Annotated in this window: 11 protein-coding genes; 2 read left to right on the top strand and 9 right to left on the bottom strand. The window is 45.4% G+C overall.

The genetic code is table 11. From position 1 onward, the window contains the following. From AC27KT_RS00005 to AC27KT_RS00015, 3 genes are all read right to left on the bottom strand, one after another. Positions 1–15352: beta strand repeat-containing protein (locus tag AC27KT_RS00005; RefSeq protein ID WP_487126346.1), on the bottom strand; the 15352-nt coding region annotated here is incomplete at its 3' end. A gap of 499 nt (positions 15353–15851) precedes the next feature. After that, complete coding sequence (locus AC27KT_RS00010) at positions 15852–17138, bottom strand: DUF445 domain-containing protein (RefSeq protein WP_487126348.1); 1287 nt, start codon at positions 17136–17138, stop codon at positions 15852–15854. A gap of 198 nt (positions 17139–17336) precedes the next feature. Further along, positions 17337–17642: an arsenate reductase family protein gene (locus AC27KT_RS00015; RefSeq protein WP_487126970.1), complete on the bottom strand. Its 306-nt coding sequence runs from the start codon at positions 17640–17642 to the stop codon at positions 17337–17339. A 597-nt stretch (positions 17643–18239) separates the two neighbouring features. Here AC27KT_RS00015 and AC27KT_RS00020 point away from each other — a divergent pair. Together AC27KT_RS00020 and AC27KT_RS00025 are read left to right on the top strand one after the other, a co-directional pair. Further along, a complete protein-coding gene (locus AC27KT_RS00020; protein WP_487126350.1) occupies positions 18240–18911 on the top strand; it encodes a hypothetical protein in 672 nt (223 codons plus the stop codon). A gap of 41 nt (positions 18912–18952) precedes the next feature. Then, positions 18953–19516 carry a sugar O-acetyltransferase gene (locus AC27KT_RS00025; RefSeq protein ID WP_487126352.1) on the top strand — a complete coding sequence of 188 codons (564 nt, stop codon included), beginning with the start codon at positions 18953–18955 and terminating at the stop codon, positions 19514–19516. Between the two features lie 223 nt (positions 19517–19739). Here AC27KT_RS00025 and dkgB read toward each other — a convergent pair whose 3' ends face one another. The 6 genes from dkgB to AC27KT_RS00055 form a co-directional block, all read right to left on the bottom strand. Further along, positions 19740–20543, bottom strand: coding sequence for a 2,5-didehydrogluconate reductase DkgB (gene dkgB / locus AC27KT_RS00030; RefSeq protein WP_487126354.1), 804 nt, complete (start codon positions 20541–20543; stop codon positions 19740–19742). A 229-nt stretch (positions 20544–20772) separates the two neighbouring features. Further along, positions 20773–21669: a 23S rRNA pseudouridine(2605) synthase RluB gene (gene rluB, locus AC27KT_RS00035; RefSeq protein ID WP_334060472.1), complete on the bottom strand. Its 897-nt coding sequence runs from the start codon at positions 21667–21669 to the stop codon at positions 20773–20775. 40 nt (positions 21670–21709) lie between these two features. Continuing rightward, positions 21710–22303 (bottom strand): SMC-Scp complex subunit ScpB, encoded by a 594-nt coding sequence (scpB, locus tag AC27KT_RS00040; RefSeq protein WP_014948948.1) that lies wholly within the window; start codon positions 22301–22303, stop codon positions 21710–21712. Beyond that, positions 22290–23153, bottom strand: coding sequence for a segregation and condensation protein A (locus tag AC27KT_RS00045; RefSeq protein WP_487126358.1), 864 nt, complete (start codon positions 23151–23153; stop codon positions 22290–22292). Before AC27KT_RS00045 ends, scpB begins: the two co-directional genes overlap by 14 nt. Before the next feature lie 199 nt (positions 23154–23352). After that, complete coding sequence (locus AC27KT_RS00050) at positions 23353–23973, bottom strand: L-threonylcarbamoyladenylate synthase (protein ID WP_014948946.1); 621 nt, start codon at positions 23971–23973, stop codon at positions 23353–23355. Between the two features lie 226 nt (positions 23974–24199). Then, complete coding sequence (locus tag AC27KT_RS00055) at positions 24200–25057, bottom strand: PHP domain-containing protein (protein WP_487126360.1); 858 nt, start codon at positions 25055–25057, stop codon at positions 24200–24202. Positions 25058–25309: the final 252 nt, after the last annotated feature.

Raw genomic sequence — 25309 nt, forward strand, 5'->3', positions numbered from 1 at the left:
CGGTGTTTTGGATACTGGTCAACGCACCTGTTAATGCTAACGTTGGCGCTACGTTGTTGATGGTGACATCAATCGTGCCTGCGTCAAACGTGCCTTCATCATTCACGATCTGCACATTGATAGTGGCACTGCTGTTACCATCTGCGAATGTGTGAGTAACATCACCTAGCTCAGTAACCGACTGCACCGTAGAACCGTCACCCCAGTCAATGAGATATTCGGTGATAGGGTCATCACCAGGCTCTACCAAGTCAGCTAACGTTAGGGTGTACACACTGCCCTCGTCTATCTCACTGGCGCCACTTACGGTGATGGATGGGGCTACATCTTCAATATCTACGATAAGAGTGGCTGCGACATGAGGATCAGCATCTTCGTCTGTGACTAAGAGTCTAATACTGCGTGTGGCATTTCCATCTGCAAATGTATGATCGTAATCTCCAGCCCCGGTATAGGCTGTGGTTGTGCCGTCGCCCCAATCGATCACGGTATTGGCAATAGTATCATCACCCGGGTCGACGATATCGCCAAAGGTGTAAGTGACCTCGCTGCCCTCATTAACGGAAGTCGGGCCTGTGATAATAGAGGACGGCGCTACGTTAAGAACATTAACGAATTGTGTACCCGCATTTTCAAAAGTACCGTCATCATTGACAACATCGACCGATATATTAAAGCCGAAAGGGCCGTCACTGTAGACATGAGTCTGCGTGCCAAATTCTTCACCACTGATGGTTTCAACTGTACCGTCGCCCCAATCAATGACGAACTCCTGAATGGGATCATCACCTGGTTCAAACACACTAGCGGTAAGGCTATATACAGCCCCTTCGTTAACCGACCCACCACCATGAAGATTAACTGTAGGTGCTACATCGCCCACAGTCACAGTAAAAGTTTCTGTATCTGTTTGTCCGTTCACATCGTCAGATACGGTAACAGTGACATCATAAACACCGTCATCGGAAAAATTATGAGCAATGTTAAAGTCTCGACTGAATATGGAAACGTCATTCTGAACAGCCCCGTCTCCCCAATCGATGGAGTAGGTCCAGCCATTACTATTCTGATCTGTAGGGTCAGTAAACGAAATAGCCTGAACGAAAGTAGAGCCCTCATTCGCAGTTGCATCAGAAATCCCCTGAACATCCAACACTTCTGCAGGTACACTGACTTGCACGTCTTTTGTTGAAACACCTACGTATGTGCCATCTTCGTCGACTAGATCTATAGAGATTTCGTAATCGCCGGGAGTGGCATAGACATGGGTAACATCACCAGGACTGTTGAAGGTTTCAACGGTGCCGTCTCCCCAATCGACAATGTAATCTGTCACTGTGTCATCGCCAGGGTCACCCGGGTTACCTAATCTTAGGGTATATACTTGGCCTTGTTCGACGTCATTATTTCCAAACAAACCTATTGATGGGGCAACATTGCTGATAGTTGCTTGATAGGTTTGTGTTTCTATTGCCTCTGCCGTACCTGATTGATCGTCTACCGTAACCGTAACGGTGTAAACTCCATCGTCCAGATAACGATGGCCGGTATTAAGCGTGCCCGAATTGGTTGTATATTGAGAGGATTGACCGTCTCCCCAGTCCACGTTTACTAGAAGTGTATCACCGTCAGGATCGGTGAAATTTATAGTGTGGCTAAATCCAGTTCCATACGACTCAGTTCCCGTATCGTCGGCACCTACGCTCATTCCTGGTGCGTCATTTACAGGTAATACAGTAATATTCGTTGTAGCTGGCTCAGCGAAATTAGCCCCATCACTGCCCGCCCAAGTAAAGCTATCCAGCCCATTAAAATCTTGGTCGCCCAGATAAGTTAATACACCAGCTTGTAGCGCATTTACATCAAAGGTCTGTCCTGGCGCTATAGCCACACCATTGAGTGCAAGTACACCGCTGATGGGAAGTGTAATAAACGCAACTTCTTGAAGTGACTCCCCTTCAGGGTCAACAAATGCATTCAAAAACTCGTTAGCGTCAATAACAATACTCTCGTCTTCGTTTCCTTGAACGACAAAATCCGTGGTTTGAGGTACTTGATTACCGAAACGCTGCATAAAGACATTATAGCCGTCGGTTCCCCCCATCCACGATGTCCATGACGCGATAAACCCGCCATCGCTTAATGCTGCCAGGCTTGGTTCAAACTGTGTGCTACTCGTATTTTGATTTATCAACTGCGGAAGATCTATAAGGCGCCCAGCTTGGTCAAACTCTTGCACAAATACGCCATCGCCACTACCGTCATTGCCTGCAAAGGCAATGGCAAAACCACCACCTGCAAGCGCAATAATGCTTGGATCATGCTGTGAATATAAATAGTCTTGATTGACCCTAAACTCTTCGCCTACAGCAACGGATTCGCCTGCGGCGTTAAACGTAAAGCGTTGTGCGTAGACGCCATTGCTATATAGGTCGGCCGTATTATCAGTCCAAGTAATAACAAAGTCTCCGTTAGCCAGCCCAGCAACTGCGCTTTGCGTCTGGCTTCCGCTTACCGATGTATTGACTTGGAATTCGCTTCCGACTGTATTGCCGTTGGCGTCGAATACCTGAGCAAAGATACCGGTACTATTAGCATCAGGGCTTTGCCACGATACGACATAGCCACCATTTGGCAATGCCGTCGAACTCGCTAATGTACTTATGTCAGCAGTGTCTTGATTACTCGAAACCGTAGTGTTTACCAGCAATTCGCCGTCTAATGCTTGACCTGTGGCTGCGAAGCGCTGCATAGCAACACCCCACCCACTGTTATCCCCCGTATCCGAGTCATATGTCTGCCATACCACAGCAAACTCACCGTTTGGTAAAACTGCAATCTGTGAAGAACTCTGTGTGCTAGACACTTCGGTATTCACGACAAACTCAGCGCCATTGTGCGGAGCTTGGTTGAACGGCGTGCCGTCGTTGTTGAAAATACGCCCAACGATTGAGGACCCTGAACCATCTTGCGATGAATCAGTAGAAGTCCAAGTCATTACAAATGTACCGTTGTTTAGTGACTGCACGGTAATATCGTTTTGCGTACTCGTGAGTGTTGTGTTCGCTACCTGATTAGAGCCAACTGGATTATTTTCATTGTCATAGAGTTGGAAATGTACATCGCCGCTTTGGCTGTCCTGCCAAGAAACGACATAGCCATCAAGCTCTCCGTTGCTGTCATAAAGTGCCGATGACTGCGATGCTGATTGATATCCTGTAGTATCCGTGTTTACGGCTCTCTCTGGTTGTAGCGTCGGTAAATTGCCATCCAAGTTTTGAGAAATATTGACAACAATAGACTGCGCTATACTTGAACCGCCTGCACCATCAGTTAAGCGTACGCTATAGGTACGCGTCGACTCTGGTGCATCAGAGATATTTCTATAAGTGACGGCTTCAAGCAATGATTCTATGGCCTGCGCACTCGCACTAGCATTAAACGTAACAACTAGTGCAGTGTCATTGGTCCCGCTAGAGTCCAGAGTACCGATAACCGTGCCTTCATACAAAACGTCGCTGCCAGACACAGCAATTTCGTTTGCACCAAAACCTTGGTTTTGAATCCCCAAGTTGTCTTGGGGGAAGAAGGGCTGTCGACCAAGCTGGTCGCCTTGCCCATAAGAGGAAATACGTGCAATCTCTAGCTGTCCATTTGTAAAATCGGTCGTATCGATATCTGCGACACCGGCACCGATAAACAACAGCTGGGGAGCAAAGTTAAGACTGGATTCACTAAACTCAATGGAGTTAGATGCAATTTCAACGACAGGCGCTTGACTAGTTTCAAACTGGCCATTACTGCCAAACATGCGCATAAGAATGCCATAGCTGCTTGCTTGATCCGGTTCGGTGTTATAGCTGGTCCAGGTGACTGCGAATCCACCGTTACTCAGCGCAGTAATGCTAGATTCATAGTTTCCATTGACATTATTCATTTCTGCGCGTTTTGGACCGTCAACAATATTGCCATCATTGTCAAACTGCTGAACAAAAATACTGTCAGGGTTGTTAGAATCTGAGTAGCTTACGGCAAAACCACCTCCGACTAATGCGGTAACATCAGGCTCGTACTGCGCGCCACTCGTCTGCTCGTTTACGCGCAGCAATTCTCCAACAGCTTGACCGTTTGCATCATATATTTGAGCAAAAACGCCAGCGTTACTGGTATCGTTGTTGTCAGTATACGTCACAACAAAACCACCATTACCTAGTGCAGCCACTTTCGGCTGATACTCGCTATCACTGGTATCGGCCACTGTAATTGCACCTGAGAACGCACTACCATCGTTGTTAAAAATTTGAGCTTCTATATCAGAGCCTGTTCGATAGGTAACGACCAGCTTTCCGTTGGCTAACTCAGTAATATCCGGCTCGCTCTGAGTACCAGAGGTTATGGCGTTGGCAAGAGTTTCGTTTATAACGCGGTTTCCATTAGCGTCAAACGTGGTTAAAAAGGTACCGCTGTTGTCGCCTACACCGTTGCCGCTGAAAATGGCAGCGAACCCACCGTTAGCCATTGAAGTCAAGCGCACCTGTGACTGGGTGCTAGACAGCGTATCGTTGATAATAAAGTCGTCGCTTTGCTGCACGCCATTTAAGTCGAATAGGCGACCGAATATACCTGAGCTATCGTCTTCCCCACGACCCTGCCAGGCAACTACAAAACCACCAGCCACTGCTGTTACACTCGGGTATGTCTGCCCTTCTGGGGTGTATTCATTAACAATAAACTCGTTACCTATTGGTGAGCCATTGGCATCAAAGCGCTGCCCCACAATACCACTACCCCAACCATCCTGATTCTGCGATTGCCACACGACCACTAGCGAGCCATCTTCTAATTCTGTCACTTCTGAATACTGCTGGTTGTTTTCTTGGAAAGTATTGACCTGAATTTCGTCTCCCTGGGGCGACGCACCATCAGCAACGGGCTCAACGACAAAGTTAATCGCATTATTTGATGTGCTGTTGCCTTCGCCATCTGTCAAGCGCAGAGATATGGTTCGTTGAAGCGTAGGGCCATCTGAAGAGTTGAGGTAGCTTAATGATTGAAGTAAAGCGTTTATGCTAGCTTGATTTGCATTAGCATTAAAATCGATATGAAGTTCACTACCGTTAGCGCCATCTTTGGTAATGCTGGCAAAAGCGGTACCTTCATAAGAAATAGTACTTCCAGATACACTGATCTCCCCTAATCCGTTCCCCGAACTTAAAACAGAGAAATTATCCTGTTCATTAGCACTGACAAATTGACCTTGTGCACCATAACTAGTAATCACAGTAACGGTTAGGCTACCACCGTTAAAGTCATTAGATTCAGCGCCGAATAAATCAGCACTAGAAATAAATGCTTCAGGGGTATCAGACTCGGTCAAGATGATTTCGTTAGGCAAACCAGCAATTTCAATTTGACCTGCACCATCAGAAAACTGACCGTCACCGCCAAACCCACGCCAGAACACCCCATAGGAATTGTTTACCTCAGCTTCAACGTTATAACCGCTCCAAGCAGTAATATAGCCACCGCTGGACAAGCCCAATACAGCAGGCTGCCAATCGGTGCTGACGTTATTAATGTTGACCTGATTGTTACCGTCAATGGCGTTTCCGGCAGCATCAAATTCCTGGGTAAAAATGCCATCAGGTGAGTCATCTGAATAGTAACTTACAACAAAACCACCTGTGGCCAGCGCATCCACTTTAGATTGATATTGACTGCCCAACGTTCCTTCGTTCACCCGAATTTCATCGCCAATTACATTGCCACTCGAGTCAAACAGCTGTGCAAATACACCTGAACCGCTGCCGTCACTGTTCACCGTATAAGAAACAACAAAGTTTCCATCAGTCAATGCCGTGATATCGGGCTCGCTCTCTGTCGTTGCAGGGCGATCAATAACAATTTCTGGTGCTGTAATCGTGCCATCAGCATTGACTAAACGAATGGTTATTTGATTACTGCTTTCGTAAGTGACAGCAAGTTGCCCACTAACCAATTCAGCTATAGATGGATCAAATTGCGACCCACTAACAGATTCATTAATTAAGAACTCTGCGCTTAACGGCGTACCATCTTCATTAAATAAGCGGCCAAATACCCCGCTACTGTCGCCGACACCATTGCCTTCCCAAACTGCTGCGAATCCACCGCTGCTCAGTTGGATAATTTGCGGGTCGTTTTGAGTGGAACTTGTGGTTTCGTTAATTACAAATTCACCACCAACTGGTTCACCAAATTCATCAAATCGCTGCGCAACGATACCGTAACCGCTGCCATCAACACCGCCAGTGTCCGACCAAGCCACCACAAATCCATTACCGTTAGCCGCTACTGATGGCAATGACTGTGAACTTAACGTGCTGGTATTAATAGCAATTTCATTGCCAATAGGCGCACCGTTTTCACTATACCTCTGAGCGAAGATACCTTGGCCATTTCCATCTTGACTGGCATCAGACGTCCAGACCATTACAAATCCGCCACTTGCCATTTCAGCAAGCGCTGGCGTGGTTTGATTACCCAACTCAAAACTGTTTGCCTGGATGTCGCTAGTCTGTGATGTGGAACCGTTAGCGACTTCCGTGATGTTTAGCGTAATGACCTGATTTGCGCTAGAACCGCCATCACCGTCGGTCAAACGCAACGCGACTTCTCGACTGGCCTGTGGAGAGGTAGAAAGGTTGGAGTAACCGATTGACTGCATTAATGCGTTTACAGCTTCTAATGTTGCATTTGCAGTTAATGCAATGTGTAAACCATTCCCCGCTTGACCATCTTGTATAATTTCCCCTATTGCGGCGCCTGCATAGCTCACCGTACTTCCAGAAACACCAATCTGCCCCTGCCCGACACCTTGATTATCGATAGTAAAGTTGTCATCAGCAAACTCTTGGTTTGTATTCACGATATCCCGATACCCACCCACAATATCGATTGTTAAAAGGCCACCATCAAAATCCGCCGAATCGCTATCAAGAACATCAACATTGCTGAAAATAAACTCAGTATTGGTACTTTCAGTAATCGTGATTTCTGCTGGAATATTTTCAATCTCTGGGCCATCGCTACTACTGAAATCACTAGCAATGCCAACTAGCTGTTGACCTATTTCATAGGTGCTATTAGCAGGTGATGTAAGATTATATCCAGACCAAATAACCGCAGCGCTCTGATTTCCAACGCTCACAATTGTAGATTGGTGGTCTGTGCTGGGACCCGAGCCAGCCAAAACTGGCCCGTCTACTTTTGTGGGAGTAGTACCTGTAGCTTCAAATTCTTGGACGTACACGCCCGCATTTGCCCCCCATGTAACGGCGAAATTACCATTATTCAATGAGGCTATGTCAATGCCATCATTAGAATTCCAACTTGTTTCGCTGGTGTTAACAATAAACTCATCGCCGATAAAGTTGCCGTTTGAATCGATGCGTTGACCGCGGAACCCCCAAAAATCTTTTGCAAACTCATCAATATAGTGCCCCCAAACGAGTACAAAAGTGCCGTCATCAAGCGCGGTCACTGCAGGTTGGTTCCATACATTACCTTCTGACGTATTTACTTTGAATTCAGAAACTAGCTCTGTTCCATCTGCAGGATTAAAAATACGCGCAAATACATCGTCACCTGAGTTGCTCTTCCACGTTGCTACCACAGCGCTTGCTGAGGCTGCTAAGTCGGCATTGCTTTGAGAACCCGAAGTTGACGTGTTCGCTAAAAATTCAGCAGTTGTGGCGACACCAGCATTATCAAAAAAGCGCATACCAATACCAATACCGCTCGTATCGCCTGTGGCACTATCGTAAGTGTCGAACGCTACGACGAAGCCACCATCAGCAAGCGCAGAAACAGAAGGTGTACCTTGTATACTGGATAGGTTTTCATTAACAATAAATTGATTGCCAATAGTTTGGCCAGAAGCGTCAAAGCGCTGGGCATAAACATTTATATCGCTGTTGGACTCGCTGGTAACGCCCTCCCAAACCACTACAAAAGAACCATCACTAAGGCCTGCAACGTCAGCGTTGGTTTGATTGCCGAAGTTTTCCGTGTTAACCACGAACTGGTTACCAACTGCTTGTCCATTTTCATTAAAGATTTGTGCAAATATTCCATTGGAACTGCCATCAAGACTGTTTTCGCCAGTCCAGGTAACCACATATCCACCACCGGATAACTCGCTGGCAGACGGTATAGTCTGGTTACCAGCAGTCACTTGGTTTATTAGAGTCGGCTCACCAACAAGGTCAAAGTCTTTTACAGACTGCTCAAAATTAAGGCTGTAATCTATATTCGTTGAGGTGCTGTTAGCACTGTCGTATACATAGAGCCTAACACTTCTGGTGTTTAGAGCGCCTGAATCGCTGCTATAGCCCAGTGCTTCAATTAAAGCTTCAACTGCTTCATCGGTAACGCCAGTCGCAAAATCAATACGCAGGTCATTGCCCGCTTTACCATTGTCGGAAGAATCAATTGAGGCAAACGCAGTACCTCCATACGAAATAGTAGAGCCGCTTACACTTATTTGGCCATTACCCATTCCTATGTTAGCCACGCCTAAGGTATCTTCGAATGTCTCGTTGTTTGAAATATAACGTAAAGTCAAATACCCACCGTCTAGACTATTTGAACCCTTGTATTCAAAGTTAATGTTGCTGTCTAATAACGCCAGCTGACCTACAACATCCGACTCGTTGAAGGTTACATTCCTGTCAAAGTCTTCCATTAAAAAGTCTGGCGCTGACACCGAAGAGCGTATATCAATAAAAATGGCATTTCCTTGAGTGGCTGCACCATTGCCGTCGATTACGCGAATTGAGATTGTTTCATCATTTTCTACATTATTTTGAGAGGCATAGGTAAGGTGTTCTATCAGTGCATCAATTGCTATTGTTGTGGCATTAGCGTTGAAAGTGACAGATAACCCACTGCCGTTCGCGCCATTTTCACCACTTGAAATTTGCCCGACCACTATGCCTTCAAAACTAACATCAACTCCGCTAACAGAGATTTGGCCGAGACCCGTGCCGGTTGTCTCTATGGCAAGCAGGTCATCAGCATCGCTTTGGGTAAGGTAGAACACCTCTAACATACCGCCGTTAAAATCATCGGTGATGTGAGTGAAATCCACGTCCGCATCAATTCTCACAGGCGTTGATGCCACTGAATTTAAAATTTGCCGCGTATCAGTAACATCATCCAGACTAGGTGGCGTAGAACGGTTGAAATCGCTGGGGTTACCAAAAATGTTTTGAAATACGCCCCAGCTGCTATCATTTGGTTCTAAAGAGAAGTCAGCCCAAACTGCAATGAAGTTGTTTGACGACCCCAGGCCAGTGAGAGAAATTTTATCAACACTGGACCCTGAGGTACTGCTTGCTATCACCTCGCCATCAATGGGAACACCATTACTGTCAAACTCTCGAATGAAAGCACCATCGTTATCCCCTACGCCATTACCCGTCCAGCCAACGACAAAGTTACCATTAGGTAAAGTCGCGACGCTAGGCTCTGTTTGATTTCCTGTCAACGTTTCGTTTACCTGAATGAGATCGCCGTTAACGGTTCCGTCCGCATTATAACGCTGGGCAAAAACACCATCGTTACTGCCATCTGTACTTTGAAATACAACGACAAAACTGCCATCTGAGAACGCCGCAACCTGATTATTTTGTTGTGAACCGTCTATCAACAAGTCTATTTCGCTACCAATCGCACTGCCATTGTTATCAAAACGCTGCATTACTATGTCGCTACTGTCTCCCCCGGCTTGCGTAGTAGAATACCAAGAGACAACAAAGCCACCGCTAAAGCTGCTAATAGACGAGTTGTATTGTGTACTTGAACTCGTAGTGTTGGCCGTAAATGATGCGCCTGCGGGCGTACCATCTGCATTAAAAATACGCACTGATATACCCCAGCCGGAAGCATCACCGCCGCTGTCAGACCAGGTCGTTGCAAACTTTCCATCGGTCAGCGCCACAACATCAACTAAAGTTTCAGAATTATCTGAGCCATCTCGCAACAAAAACTCTGAGCCGACAGGTGTCCCATCAGATGCGTAACGCTGTGCAAACACGCCGCTGCCATCTGAAATACCATTCCCTTCCCAGGTTATTACGAAAGAGTTATCGCTTAGAACGGTTACAGCCGGAGCTGATTGAGCGCTGGCTGTGGTTGTATTGACTAAGAATTCGTTACCTACAGATAGCCCATTGGCATCAAAGCGCTGAGCGTAGACGCCCCAACTACTGTCATCTTGGTTAGACGAAACCCAGGTAACCACGTAGCTACCATCGGCAAAACTCGAAACATCTGGCGTAAATTGCCCCCCAGTTGTAAATGTATTAACTAAATCTGGCCCAAAGACAGATTCAGTGCCATCCGTATCGGGTGAAACATTTACGATAACTGTTTGATTACCTGTACTGCCACCGTCACCATCCTCTACATTAAGAGCAAGGATTCGCTGTGCATTAGGCGCTTCTGACGTATTGGCATACGTCAAGTTTTGAACAAGCGACTCAATGGCTTCCGCTGATGCATTGCTATTTAATTCTATGCGCAGCTGAGTGCCATTTTGGCCATCGTTAACGATAGTACCAATCACCGTTCCGCTATAGGATATCGTTAAACCCGATACTCCAATTTGACTTGGCCCGTTGCCCTGATTATTAACGCCTAATTGATCTTCTTCTCCACCAAACTGGATATACCCAAGGGTAACAACACCACCGTCAAAATCGCTCGAGTCGCTGTCTTGAAGGGACACCGCTGCATCCAAAATTTGAGGTGCATTATTTACTGCGTTTTCAGCAAATGTTACTTCATTAGCAAAACCTGCAAGCGTAGGATTCTGGTTCGTCGATTGACTTCCAAAAAACGACTGGAAGACCCCATAACTACTGCCATCGGTGCTACTTTGATCGTGGTAAGTGATTACATAATCGCCGTTACCCAACGATGCTACACTAGGGCGAGTTTGCGTCCCTGACTGTTGCCCGATATTGACTAACTGGTCGCCATCTAAAGGCTGCCCATCGGATGAAAATTCGCGCCGAAATATGTCAGCGCTATTGGCTGAATACCAAGTGATGACAAAATTGCCGTTTGGTAGATGATCAATGCTTGGGCCATACTGACTGGAGGCTGCAATTTCGTTTACGACAAATGTTTGACCCAGCGCATTTCCAGAGTCGTCATAACGTTGCGCTAAAATCGCGCTACCACTGCCATCCGACAGGTTTGTCGTATCCTCCCATGCCACAACGAAGCTGCCATCAGCGGCATAAGAAACTTTTGGCGTAGCCTGATTGCCCGCCGACAAACTGGTTACCTCAATTTCTGAGCCTAACGGTGCGCCGTCGTTAGCAAATTGCTGAACAATAATTTCATTTGACGTACTGCCATTGTGATTATCGGAATACCAGGTAATTGCAAATCCAGTTGATGACGCATCAATACTGGGGGAATACTGGGTTCCGTTAGTCGTAGTATTAGCAATTAACTCGCTTGTAACGGCAGTCCCATCACTTTGAAATATTCGATACGATATTCCCCATGAGCTGCCGTCGCCACCAGACGAGGGCCACGTTACAGCAAAGTTACCGTCAGACAGTCGTACCACGTCAGGATATTCTTGTGAGCTAGATGCAAAGTCATTAACTTGAAACTCATCACCCAATGCCAAGCCATTTGCGTCGAAGAGCCTGGCTTTAATGTCGACACTATCGTTTGTTCCATGCCCCTGCCAAACCACCACATATGAACCATCAGCAAACGTAGTGACTTTAGGATCATTATCTGATTGACCTGCGGTTACGGCTGATTCTTGACTTACAAGAAATTCTGTACCTATAGCATTGCCATCGGCACTAAATCGCTGACCGTGAATACTATAAACACCATTGTTATTTTCTTGCCCTTCACTTTGCCACACCACGACATAACTGCCGTCATCAAAGGCAGCAATATCCGAGTTGTACTGAACTCCACCGGTGAATGTATTGACTAGAGAGGAGGTAAAAGCAGTGACTGTCGAGTCAATTTCTGCGCTAATATTGACAGTAAAGTCAATATTTTCGCTCGATGCACCATTTGCATCGGTAAGCCGTAGGCTAATGCTGCGTGATTCTTCGGGGCTATTAGAGGTATTTCGGTACCCGGTTGCTTCCAATACGCCCTCAACGGCTTCCGTTGTCGCATTGGCATTAAAAACTATGACAAGTGGACTACCATTTTGCCCATCACTGACGAGCGAACCAATCTGAGTCCCCTCATAAAATACCGAGCTTCCTGAAACGCCCACTTCTCCTGCAGCATTCCCCTGGTTGAGTAGCCCCAATTGATCGTCGCTAGAACTCCCTACATTATAACCTACAGTGAGTGTGCCGCCGTCAAAGCCTGCACCTGACACATCAGCTACTGATACACCAAGCTCCAAAGGCACAAGCCCCGCATTAACCAGTGCCTCATCAAAGTTATAGCTAGAAGAAAAACCTGTTATCTCTGGACCGGTTGCGTCTGCAAAAGAGCCAAAACGATTAAGGCTGATATCAGTGCTATTGAATCCGGTGCCGCTTTGTTCAAATGCGATGAAGTAGTTGTTGCCCGAACCAATGACAACAGGATTATCAACAGATGTATTTATATTTGATTCAACCCGTAACTCACTGTCTATAGGCACTAAGTCAGAAGTAAACTCGCGGCGCATAATACTGCCCAAGTTTGCATCGTGCCACGTGAATACGTAATTACCGTTATCAAGTTGAGCGATGTCAGGGCGGTATTGGGTGCTTGAGCTATTTTCATTAACAACGATTTGTGCGGTAAGTGCATTATGAGAAGCGTCAAATTTTTGGGCGACAATACCATATCCACTGCCGTCAGCGCTCCCTGAGTGGTCGACCCACGTTAACACATAGCTTCCATCGGCTGATGCATCCACTTCGACGCTGAGCTGGTCTCCAGCCTGGCCAAGCGTAATATCAAGCTCTGCACTGGCAAAGGTGCCATCATTGTTTACCGCACGAGCAACGACATCACTCGAACTTCCGCCAGTCTGTGTGCTTGAGTACCAGCCCACAATATACCCACCATCATACGAATCGACAGATGGTTCATATTGGGTGCTAGTAGTAGTGCTATTAACGACAATTTCATCTGTAACGGGAACCCCACTGGAATCGAAAATTCTTGTTACGATGGACCACCCACTACCGTCGGCACCCACACTTTGCCATGTCACTGCGACATTGCCGTTTGACGGGCGGGTAATCTGACTGTCAGATTGCGTGCTTGACGTATATTGGTTTACCTGGAAATCATCGGTGGCCGGAGTACCATCAGCGTTGAAGATTCTTCCGTAAATGCCTGAACCGTCTTGCCCAACCTCTCCAGCGCCATCCCACGTGACCATAAAGCTACCGTCAGAAAAAGTGGTGACATCAGCATGCTGCTGCGTTGAGTCACTGGGCAAAAAGTCGGACTGGTTTATTTGTAGCTCTAACCCTACAGGCTCCCCACTAGCACTAAAGCGCTGAGCGTGAATTCCATAATTATTAGTGTCGTTTTGTGAATAGCTATCCCAAACAACGATGAAACTGCCATCGTCGAACTCACTGATAGAAGGACCGGACTGTATTGAGTTTGTATAAGTGTTTACCTTTTCTGTTGTGCCGACTGACGCAATTGAATCATTGGTTTGTTCAACGATAATTTCTGTTACTACGTTGCTACTTGTGTTGCCCGTACCATCGTCGAGTCGAATAGAGATCGTGCGCGTTGATTGAGGGCTTTGTGAACTATTGGCGTATTGAAGGTTTTCAAGCAATGCTTCTATCGACTCTACATTTGCATTGCTGGTTAAATTGACAAGTAAGTTATTGCCGCTGTCGCCATCTTCAACGATGGTACCTATCACATTTCCTTCATAGGTAATCTGATTACCAGACACACCAATCTGCGAAGAGCCAGTCCCCTGATTACGTATCGAAAGTGAATCTTCGCTGCTACCTCCAACCACATAAGCAATGGAAAGCTCGCCTCCAACATAATTCGCAGTATCTGGATCCACTACTGCAATGGCAATATCAATAATTTGAGGGGACGCATTTACTATGTTCTCATCGAAAACAACTTGCTCAACCATACCTACAATTTCTGGAGGAATGTCTAAAACAGGTATATTCGTTGTAGAGAAAACGCGCTGTACAATACCTGCCTGTGCACCGTCATCGGTGGTAAAACTGTCTGAATCCCATGTAATAACAAATTCACCATTGGAAAGTGCGGTAATATCGGGGGTGTATTGGCTTCCATTAGAATTCGACGCTGTGGTTGCAAGCGTTTCAATACCAATAGGCGTGCCATCTTGCCCAAATTGTTGGTATACGATACCCGACACGAAATTACCATCTAGAGTGGTTCGACCGTCCCAAGTCACTACAAAAGTATCGTCATCGAGTACAGCAACATCAGGCTGGTTCTGCGAACTACTCGTTGTGGTATTTACAAGAAAAACGCCCGATGCGTTGGTTCCATCAGCATTAAAAAGTTGTGCGTAAACTCCGTCACCTGAACCATCAAAGCCAGAATTTTCTTCCCAGACAACGACAAAATCACCATTGCTAAAATATTCAATTTTGGGGGTGTCTTGGTCCCCACCAGTTTGAACTCCAACCTGAACTGTCGGACCTTCGGCACTTAATTCATTATTGAATTGCTGGAATCGAACCACACCGTTATTGCTACTTGGATACCAAGTAGCCGCGAACCCTCCAGCATGGGCACTTATATCTAAATAATAATTAGTTGTGTCGCCCTGTAAGGTAATTGCTTGCTCTGTTGAGACTGCAGTTAACGAGCTATCGAATGCCCGAAAAACAAGTTCAGGGTTATTACTGCTGTCACTACGCCATCCGATGACTATATTTCCGTTGTCTAAGGTTGCGATATCTGGATAATCTTGTGTAGAAGATGTATCTGCATTTATCAGTACGTTAGCTGTAGTAGGCTCACCGGATGCATTAAAATGTCGAGCAAAAATTCCAGCACCGTCTCCTTCACCTGAACCATCCCAGGTCACAACGAAACTTCCATCATCTAATGTTGCAACTTTGGGGTTATACTGACCGTTTGAATTGAACGGAGCATTCACTTGAAACTCATGGCCGATTGGTGTGCCATTTGCGTTAAACCGCTGGGCATAAATACCATATGAATTTCCGACATCTCGTGCTGAATGCCAGACGGTAATGTAGCTGCCGTCAGCAAACGCTGCGGTATGATTGGCACCTATACTATTGTTGATAATAGAGTTGACTAAACGTTCGTTGCTGATAGGAGTTGCCATAACTTTTGTCCTTAAATATTGAAATGACGTGTAATTTGATTAGTAACCCACCACCAACAACGAGCAGGTTTGAATATTGTTTTGATTGAATGATTTTCTGAACGGCTCAGTTGACAATTAGCGAGCGCGCGAGGGGAGTTAAGAAAGAGTGATCTAAGAAATATTTCGGATACAACAATGCCATGAGGACAACGTTGCGTTACTTCCATATAAAATATGTTCATCCTTGAAGATAGCCTTTTTTAATTACTTTGAATGTAACTAAAACAACTATCAATTTTCGCCGTAGAAGGGCTTGCGACAACTAAACGTAATACCTACTGCACTACGCACCAATATTGATTATTTAGCGTTTCGCCTTAGTAGCATAAACCATACCCACATCAAATAGCGTATATTTTTCATACAATTATAACTTTCGCAATATTGTTCACTTTTTGATCTGTAAATAATTTCGACATCTCTAAGAATAAATCCAACTATTTGATATCTGTGCGTTTCAGAGACCAAGCAGCCTCTCTACACCAAACAATATTGCACCAATCAACCCTCCCACAATTGTGCCGTTTATGCGAACCTTTTGAAGATCGCGACCAATATTCAACTCCACCTGCTCAGCCATTTCACGTTCATCCCAGCTATTAATGGTGTCGCGTATGTGATGGGTGAGAAATTCAGCCAACTCAGGCGCCATATATTTAGCCGCTTCTCCAATGTGCTTATTGAAAGCTTTTGCTAGCTCACTGTCTTGCGTTAACGTGGTACCTAAATCGTTTAAAAGGCTCGACACCTTTGTTTCTGCTTTACCATTTTGCTGTTCAAGAGACGTTAAAAGCCATTGATGAAACTTGGCCCATGATTGCTGAACATACGCGTTTAACGCTGGGTCATTGATGATTTTTTCCCGATAGCTGTTTACCTTTTTCTCCATTAACGGGCTGTGCTGTAGTTCGTAAAGAAATTCGTGTACTTGCTCATCGAACGCATGGCGAATGGGGTGATGCTCATCTTCGTATACATCTTCCAAAATACTTGAAACCGCTTTAACAGCAATGAGTGCCCCCTGCTCGCTTAGCCAACTAGACGGCAATAGCTTTTCAATACGACTGTATTCAGTTTTTAGCCAGACTACTAACGTATCTGCTATGTAGATTTGGGTTTCTGGCTCTGCAAGCAGTGAGGCCAATTTCCCTAACACCCTATCAAGCACTACCTGATGCTGGCGCTCTTTTGTAACGGCGCTTAACGAGGTTGCCATCAATTGCCTAAGATCAAGTTGGTTAATGCCCTTCTGTGCGGTTTTAGCGATAAACGCTTTCACAGGTTTGTCATCGAGCACGCGAAGAACACCTGCAAAAGCATCGCATAGAAAGCGACTTAAACGGGTAGCGTTTCTATCTTGTGACAACCACCTTCCCGCGCCCTTTGCAGGGTCGCTGTCCCGAATTAGCTTCTCTATTGCTTCGGGATGAAAGAACTTTTCCTTAACGAACAATGACAGGTTATTAGCAATAACAGACTTGTTACTAGCCACGATATTGGTGTGCGGAATGGGGTACTTCGCTGGAATTGGCTTAAATAATGCCGTCACTGCAAACCAGTCAGCTAGACCACCGATGAGCGCCGCCTCAACGGCCATCTTAATAAGCCCCAACCACCATGCTCCTTGCAAGTTTGGATAAAACTTGGGAAGTAAAACGGTTAAAACAAATACACTTGCGGCAAAAATCAAACAGGCCAACGCAAGCCTTTTAGCCTTATTCAATTGCGTGTACTTGTCCTGCATAAACTACTCCGTTTAAATTACTCGTTTACCATCTTGATCTATAAGTGGTGTTCCGTCTTCTTTAGTAAAAGGGCCTTTTGGCCATACAGGCAAAATATCCAGTACAGCTTCACTTGGCCGGCAAAGTTTTACTGTTTCTTTTAAACTACTAGAAACAGCCTTGCCCTCATCTACTAGTTCAGTAGATGAGACTGTTTTTTAATATCCACCGTTGGGAATGCAAACAATAGGCCGATTCACTAAGATGGGGTGTTTCAACATCAACTCAAAGATGATTTCGTTGCTCACTGTTTCATCAAATAACCCCAATTCAGCAGCAAGCGACTTTGTTGTACGAAGCGCTTGTCGAGGGTTAAGGTTAGCTGCATTCAATAAATAAGTTAATTGCTCACGTTCCCACCCAACACGTAAATACTCAATAACCTGCACCTCATACCCAGCGGCCTTGATCACCGCCAGTACATTCCTAGATGTGCCGCACTCTGGGTTGTGATAAATCTTTATCGTCGCTACCTAAACTCACTAAAAAGTAAAAACCACATATACCAACATATTATTAAAATTCGAGTAAAATTCGAGGACAGACACTCACATAGGCTAAAACCTTGCCTGTACTCGTTGGACACACACTTAAAAAATGAAACTTAAGACTAAAAGGAATCTGTTCAGATTGAAGTACCTGTACTTCTTGGACACACACTCAAAAAAGCAGCTTGTAACCCAAAAAATGTATTCACATTAAGTGTCTGTCCATTTCTCTACACATTAAGTGTCTGTCCATTTCTCTACATTTCTCTAATTTATTTCTTTAATTAATTTCTTTAAGCGAGTGTCTGTCCCCTTCTGAGCTTAGGGCCATGTGGTACAGAATGGTCAAATTCGCCATCCGGTGACAGATGAAACTATAAAATTAGTCATTACACCATTGAGCCAGTCTCCCCCCTTCGGAATCTTAAACTAAGCTCATGATTTAAAATGCTTTTTAAGAGTGGCATGATACGTGAAACGTATTTTATAAATACACAACAAAATTTGTGTTTGATATCAATACCGTCAGAGCGTGTTATTAAGTATTTATAAAACAATCAAGGATATAAGAATATGAAAAAGTCTATTATTGCTAGTGCAGCTATGTTGCTTTCTGCCTCTTTGCTAACTGGCTGCGTTATCCATGTTGGCGACGCTAGTGCATTAGAAGGCAGCGATTTCAGTTCTATTCTAGGCAATATTGACATAGCAGAAGGGAAGCGCGCGGGCGATATTTCTTCTGTTAATGGCAATGTGGAAATTAGCGATCATGGTGGCGCGGATGAAGTCAGCATCGTTAACGGAAATCTTGAAATGGGTAGCCATGTGTCTGTCCGAAATATCGACATTGTAAATGGCGATGTAAGTGCAGCTTCACACCTCAGTGTGCTTAAGGGTGTAGAGACCGTGAATGGAAATGTTACGCTTCCTACGCAAAGTACAATTGGCGGTAGCGTTGAAACAGTGAATGGAGACATAACAGCCTTTGATACAATCATTGAAAAACACATCAAAACACTCAATGGCGATATTACTTTGTCTGGCTCTTCTCACGTTTTAGGCGATATCGTATATAAGGAAAGTGAAAGCTCTTGGGGCAAGAAATCAGACAACAAACCTACCCTATCGATCAGTGCCTCGGTGACTATAGGCGGTAGCATTATATTGCACCGCCCTGTTAACTTAGACATTGAAAGTGACGAGTTAAAGCAAAAAGTCGTTGTAAGCTACGGTGGTGCGCAGTAACGTATCGGCTCGAATATCTAAGCCCAACGTTTCGGAATGACATGACTGAACAAGAAAAGATGCTTGTTGGCGATTTATACTATCCGTCAGACAAAACATTATCGGCATTGCGCAAGCAATGCCGTATGCAACTAGACGAGCTCAACGCAACTTGTCAAAGCGACCACAAAAAGCGTACGAAAATATTAAAAGAGCTGTTTGGTAGTACTGGAAAAAGGCTTTACATCGAGTCTTCATTCAAATGCGATTACGGCGAAAATATCCACGTAGGCGAGAATTTTTTCGCTAACTTCAATTGTGTGATTTTAGATGCAGCGAAGGTCACGATAGGTGATAACTGCATGATTGCGCCTCAAGTCGGTTTGTACACCGCTACGCATCCGTTAGATCCTGTACAAAGGGCAACTGGCATCGAGTTCGCCAAGCCCATTACTATTGGCGACAATTGCTGGATTGGTGGCATGGCGGTGATAAACCCTGGTGTGACATTGGGTGACAATGTGGTTGTGGCCTCTGGCGCAGTTGTAACTAAGTCTTTTGGAGACAACGTAGTTATAGGCGGGAACCCCGCCAAAGTCATCAAAGAAATAGAGCAAGCCGAATAGAGCATGTGATGTTTTAGGTATCACATGCCTTAAAAACACCTATACACGAGTCCATACCAAGTCACATCTATCGATTTAATCTGAACCGGTAATTAAAAGACTCTTCAAGGGCCGCCATTAGTACCTCAAAGGCGGCCCCTGATTTTAGCCTAGTACACAGAGTTAGGTAAAATTAACCGCTATCCCTGTTAGTAGTCTAAATACAAGCGTGTCCTGTGAAGCGTTAATCCCAGTCTGGGGCAAAATCTGGGTTTACAATTCGGTCGCCGTTATCAAGATCATCAATAAGCGCGAGCTCTGAATCAGTTAAATGTACACCACCGTAAGCTAAATTCTCCGCCAAGTGTACTTTACTGGTTGATGAAGGGATTGCATAAATGTGGCGTTTCTCCATCCACGCCAGAACAACTTGCGCTGGCGTCGCATCGTAGTTTTGCGCTATTCGCAATAACGTTTCGTCCTTCATTACTTTTCCTACAGCAAATGGCATATATGCGGTCGCTTTTATGCCTTTTTCCTTACACGCTTCAACAACCTTCTTATTTTGCATGAAAGGATGGATTTCAATTTGGTTGGTGTAAATTTCGTCTTTACCAAGAACCTGTTCGGCCTTCTCTAACAAATCAATAGTGAAATTAGACACCCCAATATGACGAGTAAGCCCTTGCTCTTTCGCCTTCGCAAGATTGCCTAAATAGCTTTCTAGTGAAATATCATTGCCAGGATATGGCCAATGGATAAGAAGCAAATCAACATATTCTAGCTTCAGCTTTTCTAAGCTTTCGTGAACACTTGGAATAAAATGAGCATCGCCCAATGACTCGTGCCACACCTTGGTGGTGACAAACAGTTCGCTTCTATCAAGGCCGCTGGTTTTTATGGCATCGCCAACTTGTGCTTCGTTGTCATAAAATTGTGCGGTATCAATGTGTCTGAACCCAACCTCTAGCGCTTTACTGACTGATTCACGGGCCTCGTCATCTTTCAATCGAAACGTTCCCATTCCTAACTGAGGCATATCTTTCATTACTTTCTCCTTTTCCGTGTTGGTCTTACCCTACTTGACGTAGCAGCTTCACACTTTGCTACGCCATCGCTTAGAAAGAAGATCGTAATCATCGTGACTGAAATCAGAATTAAACTGGGATTAAACCTTGTGATTACTTTGAAAAACATTTGCCACTGAAATAAAAAAAGCCGCTAGCGTGCGCTAGCGGCTTTGAGTAATTACTTACACGTGATGGATAAATAAGACATTACTTACGTTTAGCGGGGCGCCCAGCTCGTTTATTCAAACCTTGTTGCTTACGCACTTTATGCTTTTTAACCGAGCGACGCATGCGACTTAAACGCGCGTGATCAAGTTTACCCTGGCGTACATTAACCATAGTTTGCGTTTCATCCGGCAGTTGAACATGGCTACGAAGCGCGTTCACGTCTTCTAATCCTAGTTCTACCCACGCACCTTGCGGTAGACGCTTTTGCAGTTCAATGGGGCCATACTTAACACGGATCAGGCGGCTAACCTGCACGCCTTGCGACTCCCAAAGACGACGCACTTCGCGGTTACGCCCTTCTTTCAACGTTACATTGTACCAACGATTCATGCTTTCATCTTCAGCATGCTGCGGCGTAGGCGCACCTGAAATTGTCAGGAACTTTGCTTCGCCGTCTTCCAGCTCTACACCTTTTTGAAGGGTATGTAGCGTTTTGCCCGTTACCTCACCGAATACACGCACTGCGTACTCGCGTTCTACTTCACATTTTGGGTGCATTAGGCGGTTGGCTAGTTCACCATCGTTGGTGAATAACAGCAGGCCACTGGTGTTCATGTCTAGACGACCAACGGTGATCCAGCGCCCTAATCGAATGGCGGGAAGGCGGTCAAATACCGTATCGCGACCTTCAGGGTCGTGACGGCTGCACAATTCACCTTCAGGCTTGTTGTACATCAACACACGGCAGACAGGCTGTTCTGTCTGACGAGATAGCAAATGACCATCTACACGAATCTGTGCAGTATGGTCGACTCTATCTCCTAATGTCGCTTTTGTACCATTAACCGATACTCGGCCTTCTTCAATCCAACGTTCCATTTCTCGTCGCGAGCCTAGCCCTTGGTTAGCTAGCACTTTTTGCAACTTTTCAGTCATGGGTTTTCACTCTTTAATTGCTTGTTTACGGTCGCACGGTCTATTCTGACGGTGCCTCATTTAACACCTTAAGCGGCGAGTCTGATGCAACGCTTTCTGCCATATTTTCAAAGGCGTCGGCATTGGGCAAATCGCTCAACGACGTCATCGAAAAATAGTCTAAGAAGCCTTTGGTAGTTGCGTAAAGCGCTGGTCGCCCAGGCACTTCTTTGTGGCCCACTACCTTTACCCAGTCTCGTTCTGTGAGTGTCTTTATAATATTACTGCTTACCGCCACGCCCCTGACCTGCTCTATTTCTCCGCGGGTTATAGGTTGACGATAGGCAATGAGTGCCAAGGTTTCGAGCATTGCTCTAGAATACTTTGGCGCATTTTCCTGCCACAGTTTGCTTAACCACGGGCTTAACGCATCTAACGACTGAAAGCGATAGCCACTTGCTACTTCCACCAGTTGAATGCCTCTTGGCTGATAGTCTAACTTTAGCTCGTTAATCACCTTACTCAAGGTTCTATCAGCGACGGTAAACTCATTGAGTACCGTTTCTTTTAAATGCTGCTTTGAAATAGGCTTATCAGCAACAAATATTGCTGCCTCAACCAATTGTTTAAGCTGCGCCGTGTTAATTTTCTTCATGGGCACCTAATTTTACATGAATTTTTGCATAAGGACCTGCTTGAATGCATAAAATTAGCTGTTCTTTTACTAATTCTAAAATTGCTAAGAAGCAAACCACTACACCAGCCTTACCTTCCTCAACCGTAAATAGGCGTTCAAGCGGCGTATACTCTGTTGTTGTGAGTAACGACAAGATGAGCGACATGCGCTCTCGCGTACTCAGTGCTTCCCGTGCAATGGTATGGTGTTCAAACGCTTCGGCGCGCTTCATGGCCGCACTGAACGCCAATACAATTTCAGCTAAAGACACATCGGGCTCAATACGAATTGGCGCCACATTCTCACTTAGTTCAACGTGAGTGGTGAAAATATCCCGTTCAAGTCTAGGCTGAATATCTAAATCTTCTGCCGCTTGCTTTACTAGCTCGTATTCTTTTAATCGGCGAATAAGCTCTGCGCGAGGGTCTTCTTCTTCGTCGGAATCGTCACTGCGTTTAGGCAATAGAAGCCTGGACTTAATTTCTGCCAATATGGCTGCCATCAGCAAGTACTCTGCCGCCAGCTCTAATTTTAGCGACATCATGGCATCCACATACTCCATATACTGCTTGGTAACATCAGCGATGGGCAGTGTGGTGATATCAAACTTTTGTTTTCTAATCAGATAAAGTAGTAAGTCGAGCGGCCCTTCGAAGGTTTCTAATATGACCTCTAGGGCATCGGGGGGAATGAAGAGATCTTCAGGCTTTTCAATTAGCGCTTCGCCATTAATAAACGCAAGTGGCAACGGCTGCTGAACAGGTGTCGAAAGCCTCTTCTCAACAGAGGCCTCGTTATTGTTATTATTTTCTTCAACAAGCTCTGACACAGTTCCACAACCGTTTTTACGCGCTAACAAAGCGACGATTATTGATATTATTATTTACGCGTTCACGCGAGGGCCTGTAGCGCTTCGCTGTAAACCAAAGCGCTACAGGCCCTCGCAACATATCTTACGGTTTCCTACTATAGCTTTCACCTGCAACTAACAAAAGAAGCTACTTCGAAAAAAAACCAGTCAAAAAAAGTTACTCAAAGGGAGACGGATCGCCCGTGCCATGTCGCACAATGACTGGCGTGTCTTCCGACAAATCGACCACGGTAGTGGGCTGCTCACCAATGTAACCACCGTGAATAATAAGCCCTACTTGCTTTTCTAAGTTGTCGCGAATGACATCCGGGTCTGACTCGGCCATGGTGTTACCTGGCAAAATCAAAGACGTAGACATCAACGGTTCGCCCAACTCTTCTAATAATGCAAGTGCAATAGCGTTGTCGGGCACGCGAATTCCAATGGTTTTACGTTTAGGGTTTTGCAACCGCTTTGGTACTTCGCGGGTCGCTTTCAACACGAAGGTGTAACGCCCTGGCGTATTGTTCTTAATTTGCCTGAACGCCGTGTTGTCTACCTTTGCGTAAATTGATAGTTCAGACATGTCTCGACACATTAAGGTAAAGTTGTGATCTTTATCGATTTGACGAATACGACACAACTGCTCAAGCGCCTTTTTGTCTTCCATTTGGCAGCCTATGGCGTAGCCTGAGTCTGTCGGATACACCACCACTGCCCCCTCTCGAATTAACTCACAAGCCTGACTAATTAGGCGCTTTTGCGGGTTGTCGGGGTGCACATAGAAAAATTGACTCATAATTACTTCCTTTTCTTAAACGCGCAGAACGATAATACATTGCCAACGGGGTATGTGTCTGTCCACTCGTAAAGCTTGCTGGTTAAGCTCGTTGGTAAAACTCGCTTTTAGGCTTTTTACTAACCAACTCTCGGCATTTTAATTAGCTATAGCACTCATCAACCGTACGTGAACCATTTGCCTTACCTTGCCTATTTATACCGAGAGCGTTGCAAATTAGATTTCCTTAGCTCTCGGCCATCTGCCCTTCAAATTGTTTCCAATTATGCCACACGGGTGTGAGCTTACTGCTAATGCCGAGGTTCTTACCCAGCTCAGTCCAACGAGACGGAAAGTGAAAATCAGAGCCCGCCGATGCAAGTAACTGATGGGTTTGTGCAAGCTCATTAATAAGCTCTTGTTTGGTTTTATTGATACCTGGAAATGCGGTTTCAATGGCGTCGCCACCGGCTTGTTCGAACAAGGCCACCAAGCGCCGTAGCCACTTCGCTGTCATATCATAATGAGCAGGATGAGCCAGTACAGCTTGTCCACCTGCATCGTGGATCCACTCGATAGCCGTTTCGATACTTGGCCACTCTGCTTTAACTGCAGCTCGTTTGCCTTTGCCAAGATACTTTTTAAACGCGGCGTCCATACTTGGCACACCGTAGTTGTTTACTAATACGCGCGCAAAGTGCGCCCGTGTCACCTGGCCAACGCCCGCCAGCGCTTTAGCACGCGCTAAAACACCTTCAAACCCACACTTTTCGAGCTTATCAGCAATTTTTTCAGCCCGAGCTTCACGGGTTTGAGACTGGCCCTCTAGCCGTTCAAGAAACGTTGGGCAGTGTCTGTCCACATTTAATCCGACTATATGGATATCGAAACTATGCCAAGTGGTGGAAATTTCAACACCATCAATAATAGTTAATGCACGTTTTTGCTTTGATTGAGTAGCGTGTGCTTCTTCCAAACCGGCTACAGTATCGTGGTCCGTAACGGCAAGCGCATCCACCTGCATGGTGTGTGCGCGAAGGATTAATTCTTCTGGCGTTAAGTGGCCATCAGAGAATTTTGTATGACTATGTAGATCTATTTTCAATGTCTTATGCAAATTTTAGGTTGACACAAAGGGCAATTTGTTTTCTTCTATACACACAAAGTATACGTACTAACGGCTTCAAATCCTATTGAAGTTTGGAAAAACAACGAGTAATTCATGCATTCATACGACATTTCGACAGCAATGACAGTTGCAGCTTGGTGGTGGCACTCCCTAACTTAACGGGCGGTGTGCACTGTAGTGCGTGAATGAATACACATAAAGGCCCGTTTATACGGGCCTTTTTTTTAT

This window comes from Alteromonas sp. 5NW40-0090 (assembly GCF_057552975.1).

What these genes read in the sequence shown, in the direction of transcription:
- AC27KT_RS00010 (WP_487126348.1), bottom strand. Translation starts at nt 17,138, where the DNA reads ATGCAGGACAAGTACACGCAATTGAATAAGGCTAAAAGGCTTGCGTTG.
- AC27KT_RS00020 (WP_487126350.1), top strand. Translation starts at nt 18,240, where the DNA reads ATGAAAAAGTCTATTATTGCTAGTGCAGCTATGTTGCTTTCTGCCTCT.
- AC27KT_RS00025 (WP_487126352.1), top strand. Translation starts at nt 18,953, where the DNA reads ATGACTGAACAAGAAAAGATGCTTGTTGGCGATTTATACTATCCGTCA.
- dkgB (WP_487126354.1), bottom strand. Translation starts at nt 20,543, where the DNA reads ATGAAAGATATGCCTCAGTTAGGAATGGGAACGTTTCGATTGAAAGAT.
- rluB (WP_334060472.1), bottom strand. Translation starts at nt 21,669, where the DNA reads ATGACTGAAAAGTTGCAAAAAGTGCTAGCTAACCAAGGGCTAGGCTCG.
- scpB (WP_014948948.1), bottom strand. Translation starts at nt 22,303, where the DNA reads ATGAAGAAAATTAACACGGCGCAGCTTAAACAATTGGTTGAGGCAGCA.
- AC27KT_RS00050 (WP_014948946.1), bottom strand. Translation starts at nt 23,973, where the DNA reads ATGAGTCAATTTTTCTATGTGCACCCCGACAACCCGCAAAAGCGCCTA.